The sequence below is a fragment of the Mesorhizobium sp. B2-6-1 genome, assembly GCF_006440475.1.
GTDB lineage: Bacteria > Pseudomonadota > Alphaproteobacteria > Rhizobiales > Rhizobiaceae > Mesorhizobium.
In genome coordinates this window covers 96,947-119,506 of the sequence record NZ_VFUH01000008.1, presented here as the reverse complement: position 1 = coordinate 119,506, position 22,560 = coordinate 96,947, and the positions used below count along the sequence as shown (strand labels likewise).

The 22,560-nt window shown below is 61.9% G+C and carries 23 protein-coding genes and 1 tRNA gene; 14 read left to right on the top strand and 10 right to left on the bottom strand.

Going from position 1 to position 22,560, the window contains the following annotated elements; genetic code table 11:
* Window positions 1-307: 307 nt before the first annotated feature.
* Complete coding sequence (locus FJ443_RS17900) at window positions 308-448, bottom strand: DUF1127 domain-containing protein (protein ID WP_140495781.1); 141 nt, start codon at window positions 446-448, stop codon at window positions 308-310.
* Window positions 449-496: 48 nt separating this feature from the next.
* A complete protein-coding gene (locus FJ443_RS17895; RefSeq protein WP_013531315.1) occupies window positions 497-637 on the bottom strand; it encodes a DUF1127 domain-containing protein in 141 nt (46 codons plus the stop codon).
* A 235-nt stretch (window positions 638-872) separates the two neighbouring features.
* Between FJ443_RS17895 and FJ443_RS17890 the strand changes: the two genes are divergently transcribed.
* The 3 genes from FJ443_RS17890 (at window position 873) to FJ443_RS17880 (ending at window position 2,985) form a co-directional block, all read left to right on the top strand.
* Entirely contained in the window at window positions 873-1,991 is a 1,119-nt protein-coding gene (locus tag FJ443_RS17890) for a DUF2157 domain-containing protein (RefSeq protein ID WP_140561508.1), read from the top strand.
* Window positions 1,988-2,572 carry a GDYXXLXY domain-containing protein gene (locus FJ443_RS17885; RefSeq protein WP_140665120.1) on the top strand — a complete coding sequence of 195 codons (585 nt, stop codon included), beginning with the start codon at window positions 1,988-1,990 and terminating at the stop codon, window positions 2,570-2,572. The genes FJ443_RS17890 and FJ443_RS17885 overlap by 4 nt, the downstream gene beginning before the upstream one ends.
* Before the next feature lie 194 nt (window positions 2,573-2,766).
* Entirely contained in the window at window positions 2,767-2,985 is a 219-nt protein-coding gene (locus FJ443_RS17880; protein WP_140495784.1) for a hypothetical protein, read from the top strand.
* Window positions 2,986-3,047: 62 nt separating this feature from the next.
* Here FJ443_RS17880 and FJ443_RS17875 read toward each other — a convergent pair.
* Window positions 3,048-3,132 (bottom strand) — tRNA-Leu (locus FJ443_RS17875).
* 475 nt (window positions 3,133-3,607) lie between these two features.
* Between FJ443_RS17875 and tig the strand changes: the two genes are divergently transcribed.
* From tig to FJ443_RS17850, 5 genes are all read left to right on the top strand, one after another.
* On the top strand, window positions 3,608-5,083 hold the full coding sequence (gene tig, locus FJ443_RS17870) for a trigger factor (RefSeq protein ID WP_140495785.1): 1,476 nt from the start codon (window positions 3,608-3,610) through the stop codon (window positions 5,081-5,083).
* Window positions 5,084-5,246: 163 nt separating this feature from the next.
* Window positions 5,247-5,765 (top strand): hypothetical protein, encoded by a 519-nt coding sequence (locus tag FJ443_RS17865; RefSeq protein WP_140495786.1) that lies wholly within the window; start codon window positions 5,247-5,249, stop codon window positions 5,763-5,765.
* A 192-nt stretch (window positions 5,766-5,957) separates the two neighbouring features.
* Entirely contained in the window at window positions 5,958-6,338 is a 381-nt protein-coding gene (locus FJ443_RS17860) for a cytochrome c family protein (RefSeq protein ID WP_140665117.1), read from the top strand.
* 152 nt (window positions 6,339-6,490) lie between these two features.
* Complete coding sequence (locus FJ443_RS17855; protein WP_140665114.1) at window positions 6,491-7,426, top strand: heme o synthase; 936 nt, start codon at window positions 6,491-6,493, stop codon at window positions 7,424-7,426.
* 312 nt (window positions 7,427-7,738) lie between these two features.
* Complete coding sequence (locus FJ443_RS17850) at window positions 7,739-8,560, top strand: DUF2189 domain-containing protein (protein ID WP_140517100.1); 822 nt, start codon at window positions 7,739-7,741, stop codon at window positions 8,558-8,560.
* Window positions 8,561-8,621: 61 nt separating this feature from the next.
* Here the strand turns inward: FJ443_RS17850 and FJ443_RS17845 are convergent, their stop codons facing one another.
* The 7 genes from FJ443_RS17845 to FJ443_RS17815 form a co-directional block, all read right to left on the bottom strand.
* Window positions 8,622-9,095 (bottom strand): aminoacyl-tRNA deacylase, encoded by a 474-nt coding sequence (locus FJ443_RS17845; RefSeq protein WP_140665111.1) that lies wholly within the window; start codon window positions 9,093-9,095, stop codon window positions 8,622-8,624.
* Between the two features lie 189 nt (window positions 9,096-9,284).
* A complete protein-coding gene (locus tag FJ443_RS17840) occupies window positions 9,285-9,683 on the bottom strand; it encodes a cytochrome C oxidase subunit IV family protein (protein WP_140495791.1) in 399 nt (132 codons plus the stop codon).
* Between the two features lie 9 nt (window positions 9,684-9,692).
* Complete coding sequence (locus FJ443_RS17835) at window positions 9,693-10,412, bottom strand: heme-copper oxidase subunit III family protein (protein WP_140495792.1); 720 nt, start codon at window positions 10,410-10,412, stop codon at window positions 9,693-9,695.
* Window positions 10,413-10,425: 13 nt separating this feature from the next.
* On the bottom strand, window positions 10,426-11,130 hold the full coding sequence (locus FJ443_RS17830; protein ID WP_140495793.1) for a cytochrome c oxidase subunit 3: 705 nt from the start codon (window positions 11,128-11,130) through the stop codon (window positions 10,426-10,428).
* A complete protein-coding gene (ctaD, locus tag FJ443_RS17825; RefSeq protein ID WP_140665108.1) occupies window positions 11,127-12,896 on the bottom strand; it encodes a cytochrome c oxidase subunit I in 1,770 nt (589 codons plus the stop codon). The genes FJ443_RS17830 and ctaD overlap by 4 nt, the downstream gene beginning before the upstream one ends.
* A gap of 21 nt (window positions 12,897-12,917) precedes the next feature.
* Window positions 12,918-13,802 carry a cytochrome c oxidase subunit II gene (gene coxB / locus FJ443_RS17820; RefSeq protein ID WP_140495795.1) on the bottom strand — a complete coding sequence of 295 codons (885 nt, stop codon included), beginning with the start codon at window positions 13,800-13,802 and terminating at the stop codon, window positions 12,918-12,920.
* A gap of 284 nt (window positions 13,803-14,086) precedes the next feature.
* Window positions 14,087-14,767 carry a GntR family transcriptional regulator gene (locus tag FJ443_RS17815; RefSeq protein ID WP_140495796.1) on the bottom strand — a complete coding sequence of 227 codons (681 nt, stop codon included), beginning with the start codon at window positions 14,765-14,767 and terminating at the stop codon, window positions 14,087-14,089.
* Between the two features lie 216 nt (window positions 14,768-14,983).
* Between FJ443_RS17815 and FJ443_RS17810 the strand changes: the two genes are divergently transcribed.
* The 6 genes from FJ443_RS17810 (at window position 14,984) to FJ443_RS17785 (ending at window position 22,528) form a co-directional block, all read left to right on the top strand.
* Window positions 14,984-16,111 (top strand): sugar ABC transporter substrate-binding protein, encoded by a 1,128-nt coding sequence (locus FJ443_RS17810; protein WP_140665105.1) that lies wholly within the window; start codon window positions 14,984-14,986, stop codon window positions 16,109-16,111.
* Between the two features lie 75 nt (window positions 16,112-16,186).
* On the top strand, window positions 16,187-17,728 hold the full coding sequence (locus FJ443_RS17805) for a sugar ABC transporter ATP-binding protein (RefSeq protein ID WP_140665309.1): 1,542 nt from the start codon (window positions 16,187-16,189) through the stop codon (window positions 17,726-17,728).
* Window positions 17,725-19,791 (top strand): ABC transporter permease, encoded by a 2,067-nt coding sequence (locus FJ443_RS17800; RefSeq protein ID WP_140665101.1) that lies wholly within the window; start codon window positions 17,725-17,727, stop codon window positions 19,789-19,791. Before FJ443_RS17805 ends, FJ443_RS17800 begins: the two co-directional genes overlap by 4 nt.
* A 13-nt stretch (window positions 19,792-19,804) precedes the next feature.
* Complete coding sequence (locus FJ443_RS17795; RefSeq protein ID WP_140665098.1) at window positions 19,805-20,611, top strand: SDR family oxidoreductase; 807 nt, start codon at window positions 19,805-19,807, stop codon at window positions 20,609-20,611.
* A gap of 10 nt (window positions 20,612-20,621) precedes the next feature.
* Complete coding sequence (locus FJ443_RS17790; protein WP_140517092.1) at window positions 20,622-21,569, top strand: 3-hydroxyacyl-CoA dehydrogenase; 948 nt, start codon at window positions 20,622-20,624, stop codon at window positions 21,567-21,569.
* Complete coding sequence (locus FJ443_RS17785) at window positions 21,566-22,528, top strand: 3-keto-5-aminohexanoate cleavage protein (protein WP_140517090.1); 963 nt, start codon at window positions 21,566-21,568, stop codon at window positions 22,526-22,528. The genes FJ443_RS17790 and FJ443_RS17785 overlap by 4 nt, the downstream gene beginning before the upstream one ends.
* The last annotated feature ends 32 nt before the right edge of the window (window positions 22,529-22,560 follow it).

Here is a 22,560-nt window from a genome sequence, read left to right as displayed (position 1 = left end):
GGGAAACAACGCCCGCCGCGGGAGGAGGTGCGGCGGGCGCCGTTTGGGTGGCCAACCTTCGGGAGGAGGTGAAGGTCGGGCCTATCCGTCATCGCCGGGGAGGAGGTCGGCTTTGACGAAATTCTTTTCGCCATTTTGAAGAGGGGCGAAGCCTCTGGAGCAAAACTCGTTTTGCTCCGGGAAACAACGCCCGCCGCGGGAGGAGGTGCGGCGGGCGCCGTTTTGGTGGTCAACCCTTGGGAGGAGGTAAGGGGTGACCGTATTCGTCAGGATCGGGGAGGAGGTCGACCCTGGCGAAATTCCGTTGTTAGATCGCCTGGCGGGCGACGATCTTGATTTCGTCGCGGACGATGCCGAGATCATGCAGCTGGCGGTTGGAAAGGCGACCCAGCTCGGTAACCGTCTCGCGATAAACGCGCCAGTTACGATAGTTGCGGATCAGGTTCATTGTCATGCTCTTCTCGAAACTGGTTCGGACCATTCGCGGTCCGAAGGATTAGACCGCCTTGCGAGCGACGTAAGGAATGTCGCTGCGGCTGATGCCGAGGTCGGTCAGTTCACGGTTGCTCAGGCGGCTCAGCTCGGAAACGGTGTCCCGGTAGCGGCGCCAGTTGCGGTAGTTGCGGATCAGGTTCATGGTATTGCTCGTTTCGTCTTTTCTTGCGGATCATTCCGTTTGTGTACAAACCATAAATAGGCGGGCCCATATCGATTTAAAAGCGCTATGGCTGCATGGCAGCAATGCAAATTGTGCAATGCAACATTAACAAGCCTTCGCGGACCTGACACAAAGAAGCCAGAATCAGAAAGTGCCGTGACGTCAACGGTTTGGCAGCTCCAGCTGAAAAACCGACCAAGCAGCGGGGGAAGGTATGCCGGGCTACGCGACACGGGTCAGGTCGGACATTGCGCGATGGCTTGAGGCCGGACTGATCGACGCCCCGACGGCCGATGCATTGCGGCGCGACGTCGAGATCAACGCGCGCCAGTCGTTGAGCTTCGGTTCGATCCTGGCGATGATGGCGGCGCTGCTGTTCGGCGCGGCCATCCTGATCTTCGTCGCCGCCAACTGGGAAGCCATCCCGCGGCTGGCGCGCGTTGCCGCGCTCTTTGCCGTCATCCTTGGCGGCTATGTCGGCGGTGCGGTGCTGAAAACCCGCGACCACGCGGCGATCGGCGAGGCGTTGTGGATCGTGGCGGCGGCGGCTTTCGGCGGTTCGATCGCGCTGATCGGCCAGATGTACCATCTGTCGGGCGACGAGGCCTCGGCCTTGATCACCTGGGGCGCCGGCACCGCATTGGCGGCGGTGGCGCTGCGGTCCAACCCGCTGACCGTCGCCGCGGTCGGCATCGCCGACGCCTGGCTGTTCCTGAAAGGGTTCGACTATTTCAATCGCAGCGAATTTCCGCATCTCTTCCTCGTCATGGCGGCTGTGCTGTTTGCCGTCTCGTTCTGGACCCGCAGCCAGGCGGCGCGGCACCTGATCATCCTGTCGCTGCTCTTCTATCTTGTGCTGGTCGCCGTGGATCACGAGACGCTGCCGGTGGCGATCCCGCTGGTCATCGTATCGGTATTGTTGTTCGTGGCTTCCCTCTTCGCGCCGGAACCGGTAGACCGGATCGTGCAGCTTGGCGGCCGCTTGCCGCTGCATGCTCTGCTTGGCTTCCTCACTGGACTGGCCATCATCCAGTTCGAACTGGCCGGCGAAAGCAGCTACGACAGAGGCTTCGCCATTGCTTCGGTCGTCGCGCTGGCCGGCATTGTTGCCGCCATTGTGCTCGCGGGGCGCGAGAGCCGTGGCCTGCGCTGGCTTGCCTATCTCGGCTTCGCCTTCGAACTCGCCATGATCTATGTCGTGACCTTGCAGTCGATGCTCGACACCGCCGGCTTCTTCCTTGCCGCGGCGGTGCTGCTTGGCATCCTGGCGATCGTCATCATCCGCGTGGAGAAACGCATGAAGGATCCGGCCACCGGAGGAGCCACGGCATGATGTCCGGGAAGAGGCTTGTCATCTCGGCGCTGGTGCTGGCGCTCGTCCAGATCGGGTTCCTGGGTTGGATCATCGCCGGCCGGGCGGCGATCCTGCGCAGCGGCAAGGAAGTGCTGCTGAAGATCGAGCCTGTCGATCCGCGCGACCTGCTGCGCGGCGACTATATCATCCTCGGCTACGACATCTCGCGCATACCGGTGAAGATGATCGCCAACATCCCGGCCGGAAAACTTTCCAGCGACGACACCTCGATCGTCGTCCGTCTGAAGAAGAACGCCGACGGCTACTGGACGCCGAGCGCCGCGTGGTTCGGCGCGGCGCCGACACCGACCGATGCCGACGAGGCCGATATTCGCGGTCATGTCGCCGGAGGCTGGGATCTTCGCGGCGAGGGACTGACGATCGCGCCGGATTACGGCATCGAACGGTTCTACCTGCCGGAAGGCGAGGGGATGGCAATCCAGAACGACATGCGGGTACGCCCGTTCGGGATCCGTCTTGCACTGGCCAGCGACGGCACCGCCCAGATCAAGGCGCTGGTGGACGGCGACAAGACGCTGTTTCAGGAGCCTCTATATTAAGGTGTGCAGGGGTGGGCTGCCATCCATAGCTTGAACGGGGAGGGCGGTGCGGCCTCGAAGGCTCAAGCCTTGGAAGCTTACGTCTAATCGACCTCAGGGGCGTCCTTTAGGCGCTAGCGTCTCGCCACTGGATTGTGTCGCGTGGTAGGTATATTCTCGACGCTGGCGGTGGCATTCAGAAAGATGGAAAGCCCATGGCGACCGGGTACTTGGATCACCAGTTGGAGTGTCCTTTTTGCGGCACGATAAGGCTGCGGATTCCTGCCGATGCCGAACCTTCGACGGGCATCCGGTGCGACGACTGCGGTCAGTATCTTGGCACATGGGACGAATTGCAGGATGATTTCCAGCGCCAAGGCGGTAACGATGGCATCTTCCGCCTCGACAAGGGACGTATCAAGAAGCTCGCCTAGGCAGTGTCCTGATTTCCCGCCAGCGCCTGTGCGCTAGTGGACTATCCGATGCCATGCGGCAGTGGTGCGCGTGAAGGGACTCGAACCCCCAAGCCTTGCGGCGGCAGGACCTAAACCTGCTGTGTCTACCAGTTCCACCACACGCGCCTCGGGCGGGCTGTAGCAGAGCCTCGGCGGCCTTGTCGAGGTCTTGGGAGTGAGGTGGAATACCGCATCGTCCTTTGAATATCGCGGCAGCCGCCAGCCGCGACCTGAGGGTCTGGCAATTCCGTCACGCCCGCACGGTCTGGCGATCCCATTAGCCATCATTCTGTCAATGTCAGGGCCGAAATGATGGTTATTCGCCTAAACGCGAAGATGGTTGAAAATTGGCCTCGCCTGTGACAAAAGGCGTGTCGAATGTGACGGGACGCGACGATCCGCTTCTGCAAAATGTGATAAGAAGTAGGAAAAACAAAGACTTATTCACATTTTGGAACGCAGTTTGGAAGAGTTTGAGCCGTATTTCAGGTCAAATCGCCAGGTTCCGTACCAAAAGCCATTCCCGGCAAGATTATACCGGCAGGCTGTGAACGGCAGAGAGCCGTTTGGCAGCCTCATTGGTGAAAACAAAGGTTTTACGATGCAGGTCACCGAAACACTCAATTCCGGTCTCAAGCGCGAGATCAAGATCACCGTGCCGGCTGGTGACATGGAAGCCAAGCTGATGGCGCGGCTGACGGACGCCAGGAATAAGGTTCGCATCAACGGCTTCCGTCCCGGCAAGGTGCCGGTGCAGCACCTGCGCAAGGTCTATGGCAAGTCGTTCATGGCCGAAGTGGTCAACGAGATCCTCAACGATTCGACCCGGTCGATCATTTCGGGCCGCGGCGAAAAAGCCGCCATGCAGCCCGAAGTCATCATGACCGAGGACGAGAAGGAAGCAGAGAAGATCCTGGCCGGCGGCGCCGACTTCGAATTCCGCCTTAACTACGAGATCATCCCGCCCATCGAGATCAAGGATTTTTCCGACATCAAGGTGACGCGCCAGGTGTTCGACGTCCCTGACGCGGAGATCGACGAGCAGGTCAAGCGCGTCGCCGAATCGGCGCGCAGCTACGAGCCGAAGACCGGCAAGGCGGCCGAAGGCGACCGCGTCACGATCGACTATGTCGGCAAGATCGACGGCGAGGCCTTTGCCGGCGGCGCCGGCACGGATCAGCCGCTGGTGCTTGGCTCCAAGGAATTCATTCCGGGCTTCGAGGATCAGCTCATCGGCGCCAAGGCCGGCGATGAAAAGCAGGTCACCGTGACCTTCCCGGAAAACTACCAGGCGGCGCATCTGGCCGGCAAGGAAGCGACTTTCGACGTCACGGTCAAAGAAGTGTCCAAGCCGGGCGAACTCGAAATCAACGATGAGACCGCCAAGAACCTCGGCCTGGAATCGCTGGAGCGCCTGCGCGATGTGGTGCGTGGCCAGATCGAGAGCCAGTTCGGCTCGATGACGCGCCAGAAGGTCAAGCGCCAGCTGCTCGACCAGCTTGACGCGGCTTACTCGTTCGAGGCGCCTTCGAGGCTTGTCGAGGCCGAGTTCAACAACATCTGGGCGCAGGTCAACCGCGATCTGGAAGCGGCCGGCCGCACCTTCGCCGATGAAGAGACGACCGAGGAAGAAGCGCGCGCCGAATATATGCGGCTCGCCGAGCGCCGCGTGCGCCTTGGTCTTGTGCTGGCCGAGATCGGCGAGAAGGCCGGGGTCACCGTGTCGGACGAGGAATTGCAGCGCGGCCTGTTCGAGCAGGTTCGTCGCTTCCCGGCCAACCAGCAGCAGGAAGCCTTCGAGTTCTACCGCAACAATCCCGAGGCGCTGAATGCGCTGCGCGCGCCGATGTTCGAGGAGAAGGTGGTCGATCACCTGCTCGGGCAGATCTCGGTTACCGACGTCAAGGTCAGCAAGGAAGAGCTGATGGCCGACGACGAGGAAGCCGAGACGGCGACCAAGGCGAAGCCGGCGAAGAAGGCCGCGTCGAAGAAGACTGAAGACAAGAAGAGCGACGACGCGGAAGAGCCGAAGAAGAAGGCCGCGCCGAAGAAAAAGGCCGCCAAGGACGCCGAGTAAATCCCGAGTTGATGGAACTGACGAAGGCCGCCCCTCGAGGCGGCCTTTTTCGTTGCGAAACTGCAACAGCCAATCCGTTTCGCGGACGGTGACCATTGTCGATACCAAGCATTGATCACTATCTGCGCTCCTGCTGCAAACCACAGGGTTGTTGGAGGGGCGGTTGAGCCTATTCTTCGAAACGCGACGCGTCGTCGCCTTGGCGATCGTCCTGGCCTTTGCCTGCGATTTCGCCCAGGCCGATGCCGGCACCTGGCGCATCGGCACGGACGATGACGGCCTTGTCACGGCTTCGGTCCATGCCACCAACAAGCTGATCACCGGCGGTGGCGCCCTGAGCTATAGCCCGATCCTGACCATCGCCTGCCGCCCGGACAGCCAACCGCGCTGGACCGAATGGTTGCAATTGAACGACACCGTCTCGGCCAATCGCAAGATCACCATGTCGGTCACCGTCGACGGCGACAACAAGTTCGACGAGAGCTGGTTGGTCGGCCCGCGCGGCCGCATGCTGGTGCGCGATGGCGCCGACGGCATAAAGCGCCTTACCGCCGCGAACCGGCTCCAGCTTTCGTGGCGCTTCGGGCTGCTGTCGGGGCGGGGCCACGCCGATTTCGATCTGACCGGATTTGATGAAGCGGTCAGCCAGCTCGCCGGCAGCTGCAACACTGCTATGCCTTGATCCGCTGCGGACAACCTAAACCTTTGTAGGTCGACCTCTTCTACCTGCCGGCCAGATTCCGTGGTATATAGAGGCCGCAATTTCATATGGGAGAAGTGGACAATCTGTTCTGCCGTACAAGGCGCTTCGCTGGCGATGCTGGCTTATACCAGATCGTCTCAGGCGCATTTGACGATCAGGGAGGAAAAAGTCATGCGCTTAGCCGCATTTTTCGCCGTCGTGTTTGTTGCAACCTTCGTCGCCAATCCATCGCAGGCTCAGGATACTGCGGCTGGCGAGAAGGTCTTCGCCAAATGCAAGGCCTGCCACATTGCGGACGAGGACAAGAACAAGATCGGTCCATCGCTGCACGGCGTCATCGGCCGCACTGCCGGTACGCATCCCGGTTTCAAATATTCCGACGCCATGATTGCGGCCGGCAAATCCGGCGTCAAATGGGACGAACCAACACTGATGACCTATCTTCACGATCCCAAGGCTATGGTCAAAGGCACCAAGATGGCGTTTCCCGGCCTCAAGAACGATGCAGACGTGACCAGCGTCATCGCCTATTTGAAAACGTTCTCCAAGTGACTTTCTCCTCCGCCATGCGTCTATCCTCTCGTTCGCCGTGATCTCGTCCGAACCCGAAGGGGCCGCGTAAGCAAAAACCGGGTTTCAATTTCGCTCACGCGTGCCTTCGGTTCGGGATCATGGCCTAGGTTTCTTGCTTCCATCGGTCTGAGATGTCGACTAGGGAAAGCCGCCTCAAGGATATCGTCATCCGCCTTCCGGAAGCGACGGCGGGTGATTTCTTCGCGCTTTTAAAACCGCGGGTCATGGCGCTTGCCGTATTCACTGCTTTCGTGGGCCTAATGACGGCGCCTGGCCCGACGAATCCGGTCATCGCGGTGATCGCCATCAGTGCGATTGCGATGGGAGCAGGCGCGGCCGGGGCGCTCAACATGTGGTACGACGCGGACATAGATGCGTTGATGTCTCGCACGTCCAAGCGGCCAATCCCGTCGGGCCGCGTCGCGCCAGGCGAAGCCCTCGGCTTCGGTCTGGTGCTTTCCGCACTTTCGGTGACGGTGCTCGGCGTGCTGGTGGGGTGGCTTGCCGCATCGCTGCTGGCATTCACCATCTTCTTCTACGTCGTCATCTATACGATCTGGCTGAAACGCTCGACACCGCAGAACATCGTCATAGGTGGCGCGGCAGGCGCTCTTCCTCCGGTGATCGGGTGGGCTGCTGCCACCGGCGCCATCGGCATTGAAAGCATCATTCTGTTCCTGATCATTTTCCTCTGGACACCACCGCATTTCTGGGCGCTAGCCCTGTTCAAGGTCGGAGAGTACGCCGCGGCGGGCATCCCCATGATGCCGAACGTGGCTGGCCAACCGTCGACCAGAAAGCAAATCTTGGCCTATTCGCTGGTTCTGGCGCCAATCGGCGTGCTTCCCTGGGCCTTTGGATTCGCGAGCGGATATTACGGGATTGTCTCGACCGTCTTGGGTGCGGGATTCGTCTGGCGCGCCTGCAAGGTGCTCACCATCCCCGACAAGGAGATGAAGCAAGCAAAGGCGTTGTTTTCTTATTCGATTTTCTACCTGTTCGCGATCTTTGCAACGTTACTTGCCGACACTACTGTAATGCGTACGATCGCATCAGCCGGCCATTGACGCCGGCGCAAAACATTACGTCGGCAGTGCGCAAAAACCCAGCAGCAGCAGAACAACGACGCCAAGGCCGAGTATGAGAACTGTCCTTCCGTCCATGACCCTTCACCTTCGACTTGAGGAGAATATCGAAGAAAGGCGTCCAGAGCTAGCCAGGCGGCCGGGCCTTCTTACCCAACCTTCTTACAAAGCGCGACAAGTCGCTCGCATGAGAGTATATTGATCCTGGTGCAGGTCGCGGTTTGCGTGGCCAGTCATGCAGAACGGCAGCACCGTGAAACCGCGGCCTTACCAGACCTGTCTGGAGGAATGGTCATGGCAAGCTTTCACGTCATAGCAGGCGCCAGCGAGACGCTGGAGCACACCAGAATTCGCAAGATCGGTGTCACCGACCTTTTCGATGCGCTCAGGCGTGGCGTCGACGATTTCATGGTCAAACCGTCGCACATCATTTTTCTCTGCCTGATCTACCCGCTTGCGGGGGTCGTGCTTGCAGTCTGGACATCAGGCAATAACACGCTCCCATTGTTGTTTCCGCTCGTGTCCGGATTTGCGCTAATTGGTCCATTCGCCGCAATCGGCCTCTATGAGATCAGCCGGCGACGGGAAGCCGGGCTAGACGCCTCATGGAGGGCCGCCTTCGAGGTCAGGAATTCTCCGGCGCTGCCAGCCATCGCCGCGGTTGCGATCATGCTGCTTGCAATCTTCATCGCCTGGCTTTTGACTGCGCAGGCGTTTTACCAACACCTGTTCGGCCCCGCCCCACCGCAATCCTTCTCCAGCTTCATCAATGACATATTCGCCACAGGACGCGGCTGGACGCTCATCATCTTGGGGCACGCCATCGGCTTCGTCTTCGCTGCGATCGTGCTGTGCACGACGGTCGTCGCCTTCCCGTTGTTGCTCGAGCGAGATGTCGGCGCCTATGAAGCCATCCACACCTCGGTGCGCGTGGTGCTGGCGAACCCGATCGTGATGGCGGTATGGGGCCTGATTGTCGCCGTCGCCCTGATCATCGGCACGCTGCCAGTATTCGCGGGGTTGGCGGTCGTGCTGCCGATCCTCGGTCACGCTACCTGGCATGTCTACCGCAAGGTCGTGGAACCGCCGCCGACGGCCGGACCGGCGCCTCGATGAACTCCCTGCCGCGCCGGCAAGAGGACCGGTGCGTGCAGGTTGATCAGAGCCCTTTCCCGCTTCAGTAAGCCGGATGGCTGAAGCGGGCCTGGTGGGCGCCCATAGTCAGGTTACAGAAATCCTTGCCGCTGACACGCACCAGCGTCCTGTGATCGCCGCCCTCGAAATAGATATCGGCGGCACTGCCAAGGCTTTCGTCAAGGACTACCGGCACATCGTAGGCCGCGCCGATCGGCGGAATGGCGCCGGTATCGCAATCGTCAAAGAGCGAAACCGCTTCATCTTCGGTGGCGAGTCCAAGACTCTTGTCCATGACCTTCTGCAACGCGCCGAGCTCGATCCTATGTGTGCTGGGGACCACGGCCAGCGCATAACCCAGATCGTGGTGAACGAGCACCGATTTGGCCATTATGCTGCCGGGCACGTGCGCGGCTATAGCGGCCTGCCTGCTTGTGGCCGTGCGATGATGCGCGACAGTGTCGTAGGAAATCCCTTTCCGGTCGATATAGTCCTTCAGTTTGTTTGCGATTGTCATTTTGGGCGTCCCTTGCTGAGTTCGCGACGCAGGTCAAAACGCGGCAATCATTTCGCTTCCGTCGTTTCGGTATGAATAAAGATGGCCCAACCGTCGATTGTTTCAAGGCGAGGGTGGCGGCACCGGACCGCCCGCAGCATCGTCGGAATCCTGATCGGCCATCGACAAGGTCTGAACTCCGATTTGGCGTCAGGGCCCAGCCCCGAAAAACGCCATCCGGGTGAGAAGCGTGTAATCCGCTTCAAAGACCATCATCGCCACGAATACCAACACCAGCACGGGCGGCAGGATGATTGCGTATGTCAGCGCCAGCCGTTCCCAGGCCATGTGCATGAAAATGGCGACGATGAGCCCTGCCTTGAGGATCATGAAGATCAGGATCAGCGACCATCTGAGATAGCCGTGCAGACCGAAATAATCGATCAGATAGGAGCAGGTGCTGAGAATGAACAGCCATGCCCAGACCACCAGATAAAGCTTGATCGGGTGCTCCTGATGAACTTCTGCCGGGGGGGCGCCGGTCGTCGCCGCGTCATGAGTAGCGTGCAGCGTGTGTTGCCCGAGGCCGTTTGCGGTTGCTTCAGCCATATCTGCCTCTCACCAAAGATAGAAGAACGCGAAAATGAAGACCCAGACCAGGTCGACGAAATGCCAGTAGAGTCCCATGATCTCGACGTTCTCGTAGCGGCCCCTGCGGCTGGTAAAGAAGCCGGGCCGCCCAAAGTCAAAATCTCCACGCCACACCTTTCGCGCCACGATGATCAGGAAGATCACCCCGATTGTCACATGCGTGCCGTGGAAGCCGGTGATCATGAAAAAGGTTGACCCGAACTGGGCAGCGCCCCAGGGATTGCCCCAGGGCCGCACGCCTTCGGTGATCAGCTTGGTCCATTCGAAGGCTTGCATACCGACAAAGGTCGCACCGAGTGCTGCGGTCAGAAGCATCAGGATTGCCGTTTTGCGGCGGTCGCGGCGATAGCCGAAATTGACCGCCATGGCCATGGTTCCGCTGCTTGAGATCAGCACGAAAGTCATGATGGCAATAAGGATCAGCGGAATATCCGAGCCGCCGATACGAAGCGCAAAGACCTCGCTGGGATTGGGCCACGGCACGCGTGTCGAAATGCGCGCGGTCATATAGGAGAGCAGAAAGCAGCCGAAGATGAAGGTGTCGCTGAGCAGGAAGATCCACATCATGGCCTTGCCCCATGACACGTTCTTGAACGCCCGCTGATCCGAGGACCAGTCGGCGGCGATGCCTTGCCAGCCTGCGGGCCGCGGCTCTGTCTGAGCGATATGCGTGAGTGTCTCTGCCATCCGCCCGTTCCTCCTACGTCAGTAACCCCCGGCAAATATCGATGAAAGTCGCGGCCCAGCCGGCCAGAAGCGCGAAGATGGCAAGCCAGACGAAAAGCAGGAAATGCCAATACATGGCGCACAGCTCGACGCTGAGGCGAAGCCGCGCCGGCCTTGCCCCGTTCCAAGCGCCGACGGTTGTTCTGCCCAGGCCCACCAGTCCGCCCAGTATGTGCAGGCCATGCATTCCGGTAAGCAGGTAGAAGAAACTGTTGGCCGGATTGGAAGCCAGAAAGTAGCCATCGGCAGACAGCTCGCGCCAGGCCATAAACTGTCCAATCAGGAAGGAGAGCGCCGTAAACCCGGCGGTGGCAAGGCCGAGCTTAACCATGTCCATTTGACCCTTGCGCGCCGCGAGCGAGGCGCATTGCAGCGCAATGCTGCTGAGGACCAGCATGCCGGTGTTGAACCAGAGCAGCCGCGGCAGCGGCAGCGCCTGCCAGTCCGACAGCGCCATGCGCATGAAGTAGGCGCTGGTGATCAGCGCGAACAGACAGCCGACGACCGCCAGGAAGACGCCGAGGCCGATCTTGGCGGTCGGCAGCGCCGATCCTTCCATACCAACAAAATCCCCGGCCATACCTTGCTCGAGCCATGGCTTGGTCATCAGCCGCTGGTGGGAAAGCCACCATCCGGCAAAGCCGGCGATCACGAGCATGAAGACCAGAATGACGCTCATGCCGGCTCCTTGGAGGGACCGAAGGAGCCCGGCACGTTTTGCGGGATGAAGTCCTCCTTGGCGCCCGGTACGCTGTAGTCATAGGCCCAGCGATAGACGATCGGCAGCTCCTTGCCGAAATTGCCATGGGCCGGTGGTGTTTGCGGCGTCTGCCATTCGAGGGTCGTGGCCCGCCACGGGTTGCCGCCGGCCTCGCGGCCATGACGGATGCTCCAGATCAGATTGAACAGGAACACAATCTGGGCAAAGCCGACGATGAACGCCATGATGCTGATGAACGAGTTCAGATGGTGGGCCGATTCTGTCATCACCGTCATATCGGTCAGTTCATTGTAACGCCTGGGCACGCCCATCAGTCCGAGGTAGTGCATGGGAAAGAAAATCAGGTAGGCGCCGAGGAAGGTGACCCAGAAATGGAACCGGCCCAGCGCCTCGTTCAGCATCCGGCCGGTGACCTTCGGATACCAGTGGTAGATCGCACCGAAGATCACGATGATCGGCGCGACCCCCATGACCATATGGAAATGGGCAACGACGAACATCGTGTCCGACAGCGGGACGTCGACCACGACATTGCCAAGGAACAGCCCGGTCAACCCGCCATTGACGAAGGTGACGATGAAAGCCAGGGCAAATAGCATCGGTATGGTGAGGTGGATGTCGCCGCGCCACAATGTCAGCACCCAATTGTAGACCTTGATGGCGGTCGGAACCGCGATGATCAATGTCGTGGTGGCGAAGAAGAAACCGAAATAGGGATGCATGCCGCTGACATACATGTGGTGCGCCCAGACGACGAAGCTCAGCGCACCGATGCCGACGATGGCCCAGACCATCATGCGATAGCCAAAGATGTTCTTGCGCGCATGGGTGCTGATCAGGTCCGACACGATGCCGAAGGCCGGAAGGGCCACGATGTAGACTTCGGGATGGCCGAAGAACCAGAACAGATGCTGAAACAGGATCGGGCTGCCGCCATTATGCTGTAATTGCTCGCCCATTTCGACGATCGCCGGCATGAAGAAGCTGGTGCCGAGCGTCCGATCAAGCAGCATCATCACACAGGCGACGAATAGCGCCGGGAAGGCGAGCAGAGCCATGACGGTCGCGGTAAAGATGCCCCAGACAGTCAGCGGCAGACGCATCAGCGTCATGCCGCGCGTGCGGCCCTGCAACACCGTCACGACATAGTTCAGCCCGCCCATGGTGAAGCCGATGATGAACAGGATCAGTGAGACGAGCATCAGGATGATGCCCCAGTCCTGGCCCCCCGGTGTGCCGGTCATGATTGCCTGCGGCGGGTACAGCGTCCAGCCGGCCCCCGTCGGTCCGCCAGGCGCAAAGAAGCTCGACACCAAAACCAGCACGGCAAGCAGGTAGATCCAGTAGCTCAGCATGTTGACATAGGGAAAGACCATGTCGCGAGCCCCCACCATCAATGGGATCAGGTAGTTGCCGAAACCGCCGAGGAAGAGCGCCGTGAGCAGATAGATCACCATGATCATGCCGTGCATGGTGATGAACTGGTAGTAGGCTTCAGGCGTGATGAAGTCGAAGGTGCCGGGAAAGCCGAGTTGCAGCCGCATCAGCCAGGACAGCACCAGGGCGACCAGGCCAATTCCCGTTGCCGTCGCGGAATACTGGATGGCAATGACCTTGGCGTCCTGCGAGAAGACGTATTTCGTCCACCAACTGTGCGGATGATACAGTTCGACTTCCGCGACTTCGGCCGGCGGGATGGCATCTGCAGGGGTAATATCGACCATAGGAACACCTCCGTGTCCTTTTTAGCGAGACCCGACGGTTTCGAGCTTTGCTGCAATCCTCGAACTTGACACCGTCGTTGGACCCGACGCCTGGCTTGCCGAGCCCGTCTGCTGGGGCGCCGACAATTGCGCAAACGTCTGTTGCTGGCCAAGCCACGCCAGGTAATCCTCCTGCGTATCGACCATCACCACACCGTGCATCATCGGATGTCCTTGGCCGCAGAGTTCAGCGCACAGGACCTGGAAGGTTCCGGTTTTCGTTGGGGTGAACCAGAAGTAGGTGACCGAGCCCGGGATCATGTCCATTTTGGCGCGGAATTCCGGCACATAGAAATCATGCAGCACGTCGATCGAGCGAAGCAACATCTTGACCGGCTTGCCAACCGGCAGATGCAGATCGGCCGCTTCGACCACGACATCGTCCTGGCCATTGGAATCGCTGGTGATCACGCCCAACGGATTGTCAGCGGTGACGCCGCGGGTGTCGGATGTGCCGAGCTTGCCGTCCTTGCCGGGCAGGCGGAAACTCCATTGCCATTGCTGGCCGACAACTTCGACCACGGTTGCGTCGCTCGGAACGTTGACGAACCGGTTCCAGACGAACAGGCCGGGAACCAGCAAAGCCGTTACGCCGACCGCGGTGACAACCGTCAGCCAGGATTCGAGCCGCCTGTTCTCCGGTTCATACGCCGCCTGATTGCCTTCCCGATGACGGAAGCGGAAGACGCAATAGGCCATGAACAAAACCACGGCGGCAAAGACGACGCCGGTGATCCAGAAAGTTATGATGATGGTGTTGTCGATATAGTCCCAGTTCGAGGCAATCGGCGTCCACCACCATGGGCTCAGGAGGTGGAACAGCACCGAGCCCACAACTATCAAAACGAGTACAAGCGCGAAGGCCATGTCCCGTTCCTCCCGGCATTCCAGGGGCGCGAAGCCGTCTCCGGAAATGCCAAGTGCATCATAGCTTGATTTGGGGTCGCAATTCTAGAGCCGACTGTCTTGACGGGAAAAATCCCGCCTTGCCTGCGCCAACCCTTCGAGAGGAGCCGTCCATCACACACGGGGACGCGTTCGTCCTGCTGTTGCGCCTGCGCCGGATCGTTTGGGCGAAGTCGACGGTGGGGTGTGCCAAGCCACGTCGGCAGGCCGAATTCGATCTTCGCGCCGACGAAGTTTCGTTTGTGCTATTTCAGCAGGCCGACCAGAACGTCGAAGGCGGCGTCGATGTCGGCGCGGACCGCGGCCTTGACCGCTTCCGCGTCCCGGTCACGCAACGCAGCGAACATCTCCTGATGGTGCGCATTGGCGGTCGAATAGTTTCCGGAATCGTGCAGCATGTTGAAATAAGGACTGATCTGCAGCCACAAGTTCTCGATGATGTTGAGAATGTTCTCGGAGCCGGCCGCCCGGTAGATGGAGAAATGAAAGGCGTAGTTGGCGCGCAGATAGGACTTGACGTCTCCCGCCGCATTGGCCTGTTCGAGCGCGTCCAGATGCTGGCGCAGCCGGGCGATAGCTTGGTCGTCCATACGCTCGGCCGCCCATGCGGCGGCGATCGCTTCGATCTCGAAGCGGACGTTTCTCAGATCGACGAGGCGTGTGCGGCTGAGTGCGGGAATGCCGATCGAGCGGCCTGAAACCACCATCAGCGCGTTGGCGGCGGTCAGCCGCCGCAGGGCCTCCCTGACCGGCATCGGACTGACGCCGAAAGCATCGGCAAGGCTTTGCACCGTTACCATCTCGCCCGGCACGATGCTGCCGTCGAGGATCAATTCGGTGACATGGCGATAGACCCTGTCCTGCAAGGTCTCCTTGGACAGGGGCGCGATCTCGACACCCGGCTTTCTGAACGCCGCTCCAGCCATCTCCCCTCAACCTTCCCGCGCAAGCTGCGCCATAACCCGTATCCGGAATGCAGGCTTCCGGCTGCGGCGTCAAGCACCCCCGCCGTCGCCTTGTTATGAGCATATTTCATCATTGATCTTTGATCAAATGGTGATACGGTTGCGATATCGGATGGCAAGGTCACGTCTCGTGCCCTTGGGAGGCATCCGATCGTTCGGATCGGGAGGAGTTTCATAATGGGTATCGGATTGAAAGCCCGGCGGCTTGCGCTGCTGGCCGGCATGGCTGCCTGTGCTTTTGGCATCTCCGCGGCCGAGGCCGCTGAAAAACACAAGATTTTTCTCAGCATGAGCTTCATCGGCAATGACTGGCAGGCCGAGGCGGCGAACATGGTCAAGGCGATGGCCGCGCACAAGAGCATGGTCGACAAGATCGACCTGCAGGTCCAGGTGGCCGGACCGAACGCGCAGCGCCAGATCCAGCAGATCAACGCCATGGTGCAGGCGGGAGCGGAGGCGATCGTGATCTATCCGATCTCGCCGACGGCGCTGAACCAAGTGGTCAAGAATGCTTGCGAAAAGGGGGTCAAGGTCTTCGCCTACGACGCCGAGATCACCGAGCCCTGCGCTTACAATGTCCATATCGACCAGGAGGAGGCTGGCAGGGTGACAGCCGAATGGCTGGCCAAGAAGCTCAACGGCAAGGGCAACATCATCGCCGTGACCGGCGTTCCCGGCACCTCGGTCGACGAGCTGCGCACGAAAGCCGCCAAGGCGGTGTTCGCCAAATATCCCGACATCAAGATTGTCGGCGAAGCGGTCGGCATGTGGAGCCAGGCGGTGGCACGCACCGAACTCTCCAAGATTCTGGCCACGCGCAACTGGGACGACATTAACGGGCTGTGGATGCAGGTGGGCTGCTTCACCGCCAATTCGATGCAGCTCGAGGCAGGCAGGAAAGCCGGCGCGCTTTTGCCTTGCGCCGGTGAAGGCTCCAATGGCGGCCGCATCCAGATGCTGCCGGAAGGCACGGAGGTCGAGGGCGCTGCTTCTCCCTACGCGCCGCTCGGCGCGCCGCGCATTTCCTATGCCTCGCCGCCTTATTCCGGCGCGCTCGCCTTGAAGCTCGCCATCGAGGCGCTCGAGGGCAAGGATGTGCCGAAAGCGACCATCCTGCCGCTGCCGATCGTCACCAACGAGACGAGCAAGCTTTGCAACGAGGGCACCTGGGCGGAAATGAAGGCCGGATGCAACACCTTCAAGCCGTCGCTGGTTTCCAACCCAGGCTGGTTCGCGTCGATCTTCTCCGACCAGACGCCCGAGATCGGCCTCAACGCGGCGCTCGTCGGCCAGCCCGAGGAGTAGGCTTCAGCAATCCGTGCGCGTGGGGCACTGTGGGCTCCACGCGCCCGCAAGCATGGCATGCCGGAACCGGGAATGATGACTTCAACAACGCATGTGCCGGCTATTGCCGTCAACGGCATACGCAAGGCGTTTGGCGCGACGGTCGCGCTTGACGACGTCTCCTTCGCGATCTCGCCTGGCAGCGTGCACGCCTTGCTGGGTGAGAACGGCGCCGGCAAGTCGACGCTGGTCAAGCTCCTATCGGGACTGGTGCGGCCCGATCAGGGCCAGATCAGCATCCTTGGCGCGCCGGCCGCGCTCGGTTCGCCGCGCGCCGCGCATGAACGCGGGGTGCAGACGGCGTTCCAGGAGATGACGCTGGTCCGCGACCTCAGCGTTCTCGACAATATGCTGCTGCCCTATGCGCCATCCGGCCCGACCGGATTGATCAGGCGGTCGGCCGCGCGCAAGGCAGTCGGCCGGCACATTGCCGATCTCGGTTTTTCGGTCGATCTCGACGCCGAGGTGGCGACGCTCGATCTCGCGGTCCGCCAGAAGGTCGAGATCGCGCGCGCCGTCTACCGCAAGCCGCGCATCCTGTTGCTGGACGAGCCGACCTCGACGCTTTCGGGCGGCGACGTCGAATGGCTGGGAACAATCATCGCGCGGCTCAAGGCCGCCGGAACGACGGTCGTGTTCATCACCCACCGCATGCGTGAGGTGCGGGCCTTCTGCGATACCTTGACCATCCTTCGGAATGGCCGCCACATCATCACCGCACCGGTGGCCGACATCTCGGATGAGGATGTGATCGAGAAGATCATCGGCCGCGCCCTCGCGCAGACCTTTCCGCCAAAGCCCGAGGGCGCGGCCGTTTTCGGTCCGCCGGTGCTCGGCGCGCGCGACCTCAAGGCGGGCAGAAAACTCGACGGCGCCAGTTTCGATTTGCGCAGGGGCGAAATCCTCGGCATCGCCGGACTTCAGGGTATGGGCCAGCTAGACCTGTTCCTCGCCTGCTTCGGCATGGCCGAGATCGAACGCGGCCACGTCATGGTCGACGGCCGCAAAGTGTGGCTCGGCTCGCCGGCCGATGCGCTGAGGCCCAACATGGCGATCGGGCTGGTGCCGGAGGATCGCAAGACCGAAGGCCTGTTCCTGAAATTGTCGGGCCGGCAGAATGCATCGCTGCCGGTGGTCGGCCGCTTCACCCGGCTCGGCTTGATCCGCGAGGAGGAGGAAGCACGCGCCGTGCAGGCGGCCTTCTCGACGGTCGAGGTGGACAACCGAGCGCTGTGGACAAGGGCAGGCGCCTTTTCCGGCGGCAACCAGCAGAAGATCGCCATCGCCAAGTGGCTGGTCGCCGAAAGCCGCATCCTGCTGCTCTTCGACCCGACCCGTGGCATCGATGTGGGCACCAAGCATGAGCTCTACGTGATGATGCGCAACTATGTGGCGGCGGGCGGCTCGATCCTGCTGCATTCGACCGAAATTCCCGAACTCGTCCATCAATGCGACCGCGTGCTCGTTCTCTATGACGGACGGCTGGTGGCCGAGCTCGCCGGCGACGAGATCACCGAGAGCGCGATCATGCGTCCGGCGCTGGGACATGGCGGCAATATGCTGGAGGCAGCACAGTGAGCGCGGTCGGTTCGACGGCAACCGGACAGGCCGGATCCCTGGTGCACCTCCTGGCGCGGCATCGCGGCGCCATCATCGCGGCGATCGTCTTTGCAGTGCTGCTCGTCGTCGTCGACCTGATCAGCGCCGGGCGGCTCACCTATTTCGACATTTCGTTCCTGTCGAGCGGCGGCGCCACCTCGGCGCTGGCGGCGATGGGCCAGACCATCGTCATCCTGTCCGGCGGTTTCGATCTGTCGGCGGGCGCCGTGGTTTCGCTGGTCAATGTGGTGCTGGCCACGTCGATGGATCCGATGGCGACCGGAACGAGCGTCTGGCTGTGGACGATGGCCGGCATTGGCGTCGGCATGCTCGTCGGGGCGTTCAACGGCTTCTTCATCGCGGTGCTGCGCATGCAGCCCATCGTCGTCACGCTGTCGACCATGTTCATCTTGCAAGGCATCACACTGCTGGTCATGGACAAGCCCGGCGGCTTCGTCTCGCCCGATCTCGGTTCTTTCTATCTCGGCGATGCGATCCCGGGCTGGTTGCCCATGCCGCTGGTCGTCATCGGCATGGTCCTGCTGGCATGGTTCTGGCTGAAAGGCACGCGGTTCGGCACGGCGCTTTACGCGGTCGGCAGCGATCCAGACGCTGCGGCCGCGGTCGGCGTGCGCGTCGCTCTCGTGCGCTTCCTCGTCTATGTCATCGCCGGCGGCTGCTACGGGCTTGCCGGCGTGTTCATCAGCGCCCAGACCGGCAGCGGCGATCCGCTGGTCGGCAATCCGCTGCTGTTGTCGATATTCGCCGCCGTCGTGGTCGGCGGCACGCGGCTCGGCGGCGGGCAGGGTGGTCCGTTCGGCACCGTCTTCGGCGCCTATATCCTGATGATGGTCGTCAACGTCCTGCTCGTGCTCAACGTCTCGGCCTATTATTCGACCATCGCCGAGGGCACCATCCTCATCCTTGCCGTTCTCGCGGGCTCGCTGTCGCATGGCTCCGTGCTCGCCTACCAGGTCCGCGCCTTGCGCGCGCGGTTCGCCGCATGGCGCGCCGGCATGCTGCCGTCGCAACTCGATCATACCGACCGCAGGCTGCGCATCGCTCACAAAACGGCCGTTCCAGGACAGGCACCCGGCTTTCGCGTTCGCAATGCCGAGGCGCTGCGCTACGCGCTGCCGGCTTACGTCTGCCTGGCCGTCGTCATGATCGTCACCCAGATCTGGCTCGGCCGGGCCATCTTCAATCCCACCTACTGGAACTCGCTGTTCGTGCTGTCGAGTTTCCTTGCCGTGCTTGCGCTCGGGCAGGGCAGCGTCATCCTCACAGGCGGGCTCGACTTGTCGGTGCCGTGGACGATCGGCCTGTCGGGCATCCTCCTTGCCGGCATGGTCAACGGATCGGACGCGGCACTCGCCTATGCGCTGCCGGTGGTGCTCGCCATCGCCTGTCTTATCGGACTGGCGAACGGCATCGGCATCGTTTTCCTCGGCATCTCGCCGATCGTCATGACGCTCGCCACCAACGGCATCTTGCAAGGTTTCGCGCTTCTCTATTCGCAAGGCACGCCGGCCGGCTTCTCCTCGCCCATGCTGCGCTGGTTCATGACCGGCAAGCTATGGGTGGTGACGCCGGTCGTGCCGTTCATGGTCGTCTTCGTGGCCCTTGCGGTGCTGCTGCTCGGCCGCACCGCCTTCGGCCGGAAGGTCTACGGCATTGGCAACAGCCCGCGCGCGGCCCAGCTTTCGGGCATCGCCGTCGGACGGACGCTGATCTTCGTCTATATGCTGTCGGCATTGTGCGCGGCCATCGTCGGCGTCATGCTGACCGGCTTTTCCGGCCAGGCCAGCCTCGGCATGGGCGACGACTATCTCCTGCCGTCCATCGCCGTTGTCGTGGTCGGGGGCGTGCTGATCACCGGCGGGCGCGGCCACTATCTCGGCATGCTCGGCGGCGTGCTGCTTTTGACGGCGCTGCAGATGCTTCTGGCCGGCACGACGCTGCCCTACGCCACACGGGCGATCCTGTTCGGGCTGGTGGTGCTCGGCGCCGTCATGGCGCTGCGCGAAAGACGCATACAATGAAGGGAATGGAATCATGAGCACGAGCGCACCCAAATCGCCCGACGAATTCCTGGCGGGGCTCAAAGGGCAACGTGTCCTGGTCACGGCGGGCGCCGGCGGCATTGGCTTCGCCATTGCCGAAACGCTGTCGCGGCTCGGTGCGCGCATCGTCGTTTGCGATGTATCCGACGAAGCCCTGGCGGCCGCCCCCAAGAAGATGACGCTCGTCGCAGCGGTCAAGGCCGACGTGTCGCGCGACGACGATGTCGACCGGCTGTTCGAGGCGGTGGAGGAGAAACTCGGCGGCCTCGACGCACTGATCAACAATGCCGGCATCGCCGGGCCGACCGGCGGCGTCGACGAAATCGATCCGGCCGACTGGAGGCGCTGTCTCGACATCGGCCTGACCGGCCAGTTCCTGTGCGCACGGCGCGCCGTGCCGCTCATCAAGGGGGCCGGCGGCGGTTCGATCGTCTCGATGTCGTCGGCGGCCGGCCGCCACGGCTATGCGTTCCGCACGCCCTATTCGGCGGCCAAATTCGGCGTCATCGGCTTCACGCAGAGCCTTGCCAAGGAGCTTGGGCCGCACGGGATCAGGGTCAACGCCATCCTGCCGGGCATCATAGAGGGGCCGCGCATCGAGAGCGTTATCTCGGCACGCGCCAAACAGGTCGGCATCAGCCATCAGGAGATGACCGAACGCTATTTGCAGAACATCTCGTTGCGCCGCATGACCAGCCCGTACGACGTGGCTTCGATGGTCGCATTCCTGCTGTCCGACGCGGGCATCAACATTTCAGGCCAGTCGCTCGGCGTCGACGGCAACGTCGAAACGCTTTGAGGAGCAAGCCATGGCCAGGGTTGCAATTGTCGGAAGCGGGTTCATCGGACGGGCATGGGCGATCAGCTTCGCGCGCGCCGGCCATGATGTGCGCATGTGGGACCAGTCGCCGGTCGCGGCAGGCGGCGCGCGCGACTACATAGAAGGCGTGCTCGGCGATCTCGCTTCGAATGATCTGCTGCGCGGACAGACCGCGCACGCGGTGCTCGAGCGCATCGTCGTCATGGGAGACTTGGACGCGGCTCTGGCCGGCGCCGTGCATATCCAGGAGAACACACCGGAAAATCTCGAAGTGAAGCGCGAGGTGTTTTCGCGGATCGATTCCCTCTCTGATCCGCAGGCGGTGATCGCCAGCTCCACCTCGGCGCTGCTGCCGTCGAAATTCACCGATCATCTCCCGGGGCGGCACCGCTGCCTGGTCGTGCATCCGATCAACCCGCCCTACCTCATTCCGGCGGCGGAGGTGGTGCCGGCGCCGTGGACGTCCGCCGAGACGCTCGAAAGGACGCGCGCCTTCCTCCTCGATGCCGGCCACGCGCCGCTGGTGATGAAGCGCGAGCTCGACGGCTTCATCATGAACCGGCTGCAAGGGGCGCTGCTCGAGGAAGCTTTCCGGCTTGTCGCCGACGGCTATGCCAGCGTCGAGGACGTCGATATCGGCATCCGCGACGGGCTGGCGCTGCGCTGGTCGTTCATGGGGCCCTTCGAGACCATCGATCTCAACGCGCCGGGCGGCGTGCGCGACTATGCCGAGCGCTACCAGGGCATCTATTCCAATATTTTCCCGCAGATGCTGCGTCGCGTCGACTGGGCGGGCGAGGTGATGGAAACCGTCGAGGCCGAGCGTAGCAGGCGCTTGCCCAGGGAGAAACTGGGCGATCGGCAGGTATGGCGCGATCGCCGGCTGATGGCGCTGGCGGCGCACAAGAAGAAATCGGATCAGGAGTTCGGACAATGAAAGAAACCAGCCGCAAGCCCGGCGCCACGGCGGCCAGGGGCAAGGTCATCATCACCTGCGCGGTGACGGGGGCGATCCACACGCCGACCATGTCGCCCTATTTGCCGATCACGCCGGACCAGATCGCCTCGGAGGCGATCGCCGCCGCGGAAGCCGGCGCCGCGATCCTGCATCTGCATGCCCGCGATCCGGAGACCGGCAAGCCCGACCAGACGCCGGAGGCCTTTGCCCGTTTCCTGCCGCGCGTCAAGCAAGGCACCAACGCCGCCATCAACATCACCACCGGCGGCAGCCCCTACATGAAGGTCGAGGAGCGGGTGCGCCCGGCCGCCCAGTTCAAGCCGGAGGTAGCCTCGCTCAATATGGGCTCGATCAATTTCGGGCTCTATCACCTCGCCGACAAATACGAGACCTTCAAGTTCGACTGGGAAAAGCCGCATCTGGAAGCGACGCGCGACCTCGTCTTCCGCAACTCGTTCAAGGACATTGAGTACATTCTCGCGACTTGCTACGACAACGGCACGCGGTTCGAGTTCGAGTGCTATGACATCGCGCATCTCTACAATCTCTCCCACTTCGCAGACCGTGGGCTGGTGAAACCGCCCTTCTTCGTGCAGTCGGTGTTCGGCCTGCTGGGCGGCATCGGCACGCATCCGGAGGATGTCGCGCATATGAAGCGCACGGCGGACCGGCTGTTCGGGGACCAGTTCCGGTGGTCGGTGCTCGGCGCCGGCGCCAGCCAGTTGCGTATCGCCGCGCAATCGGCGGCCCTCGGCGGCAATATTCGCGTCGGGCTGGAGGACAGCCTGTGGGCCGGCAGGGGCAAGCTTGCCAAGTCGAATGCCGAGCAGGTCGTGCTGGCGCGCAAGATCATTGAGGGGCTCGGCATGGAGGTGGCGACGCCGGACGAAGCGCGCGAGATCCTGTCGCTGAAGGGCGGCGACAAGGTCGCTTTCTGACGCAGCCAATCGCCGCGCGAGCAAAGAGGAGG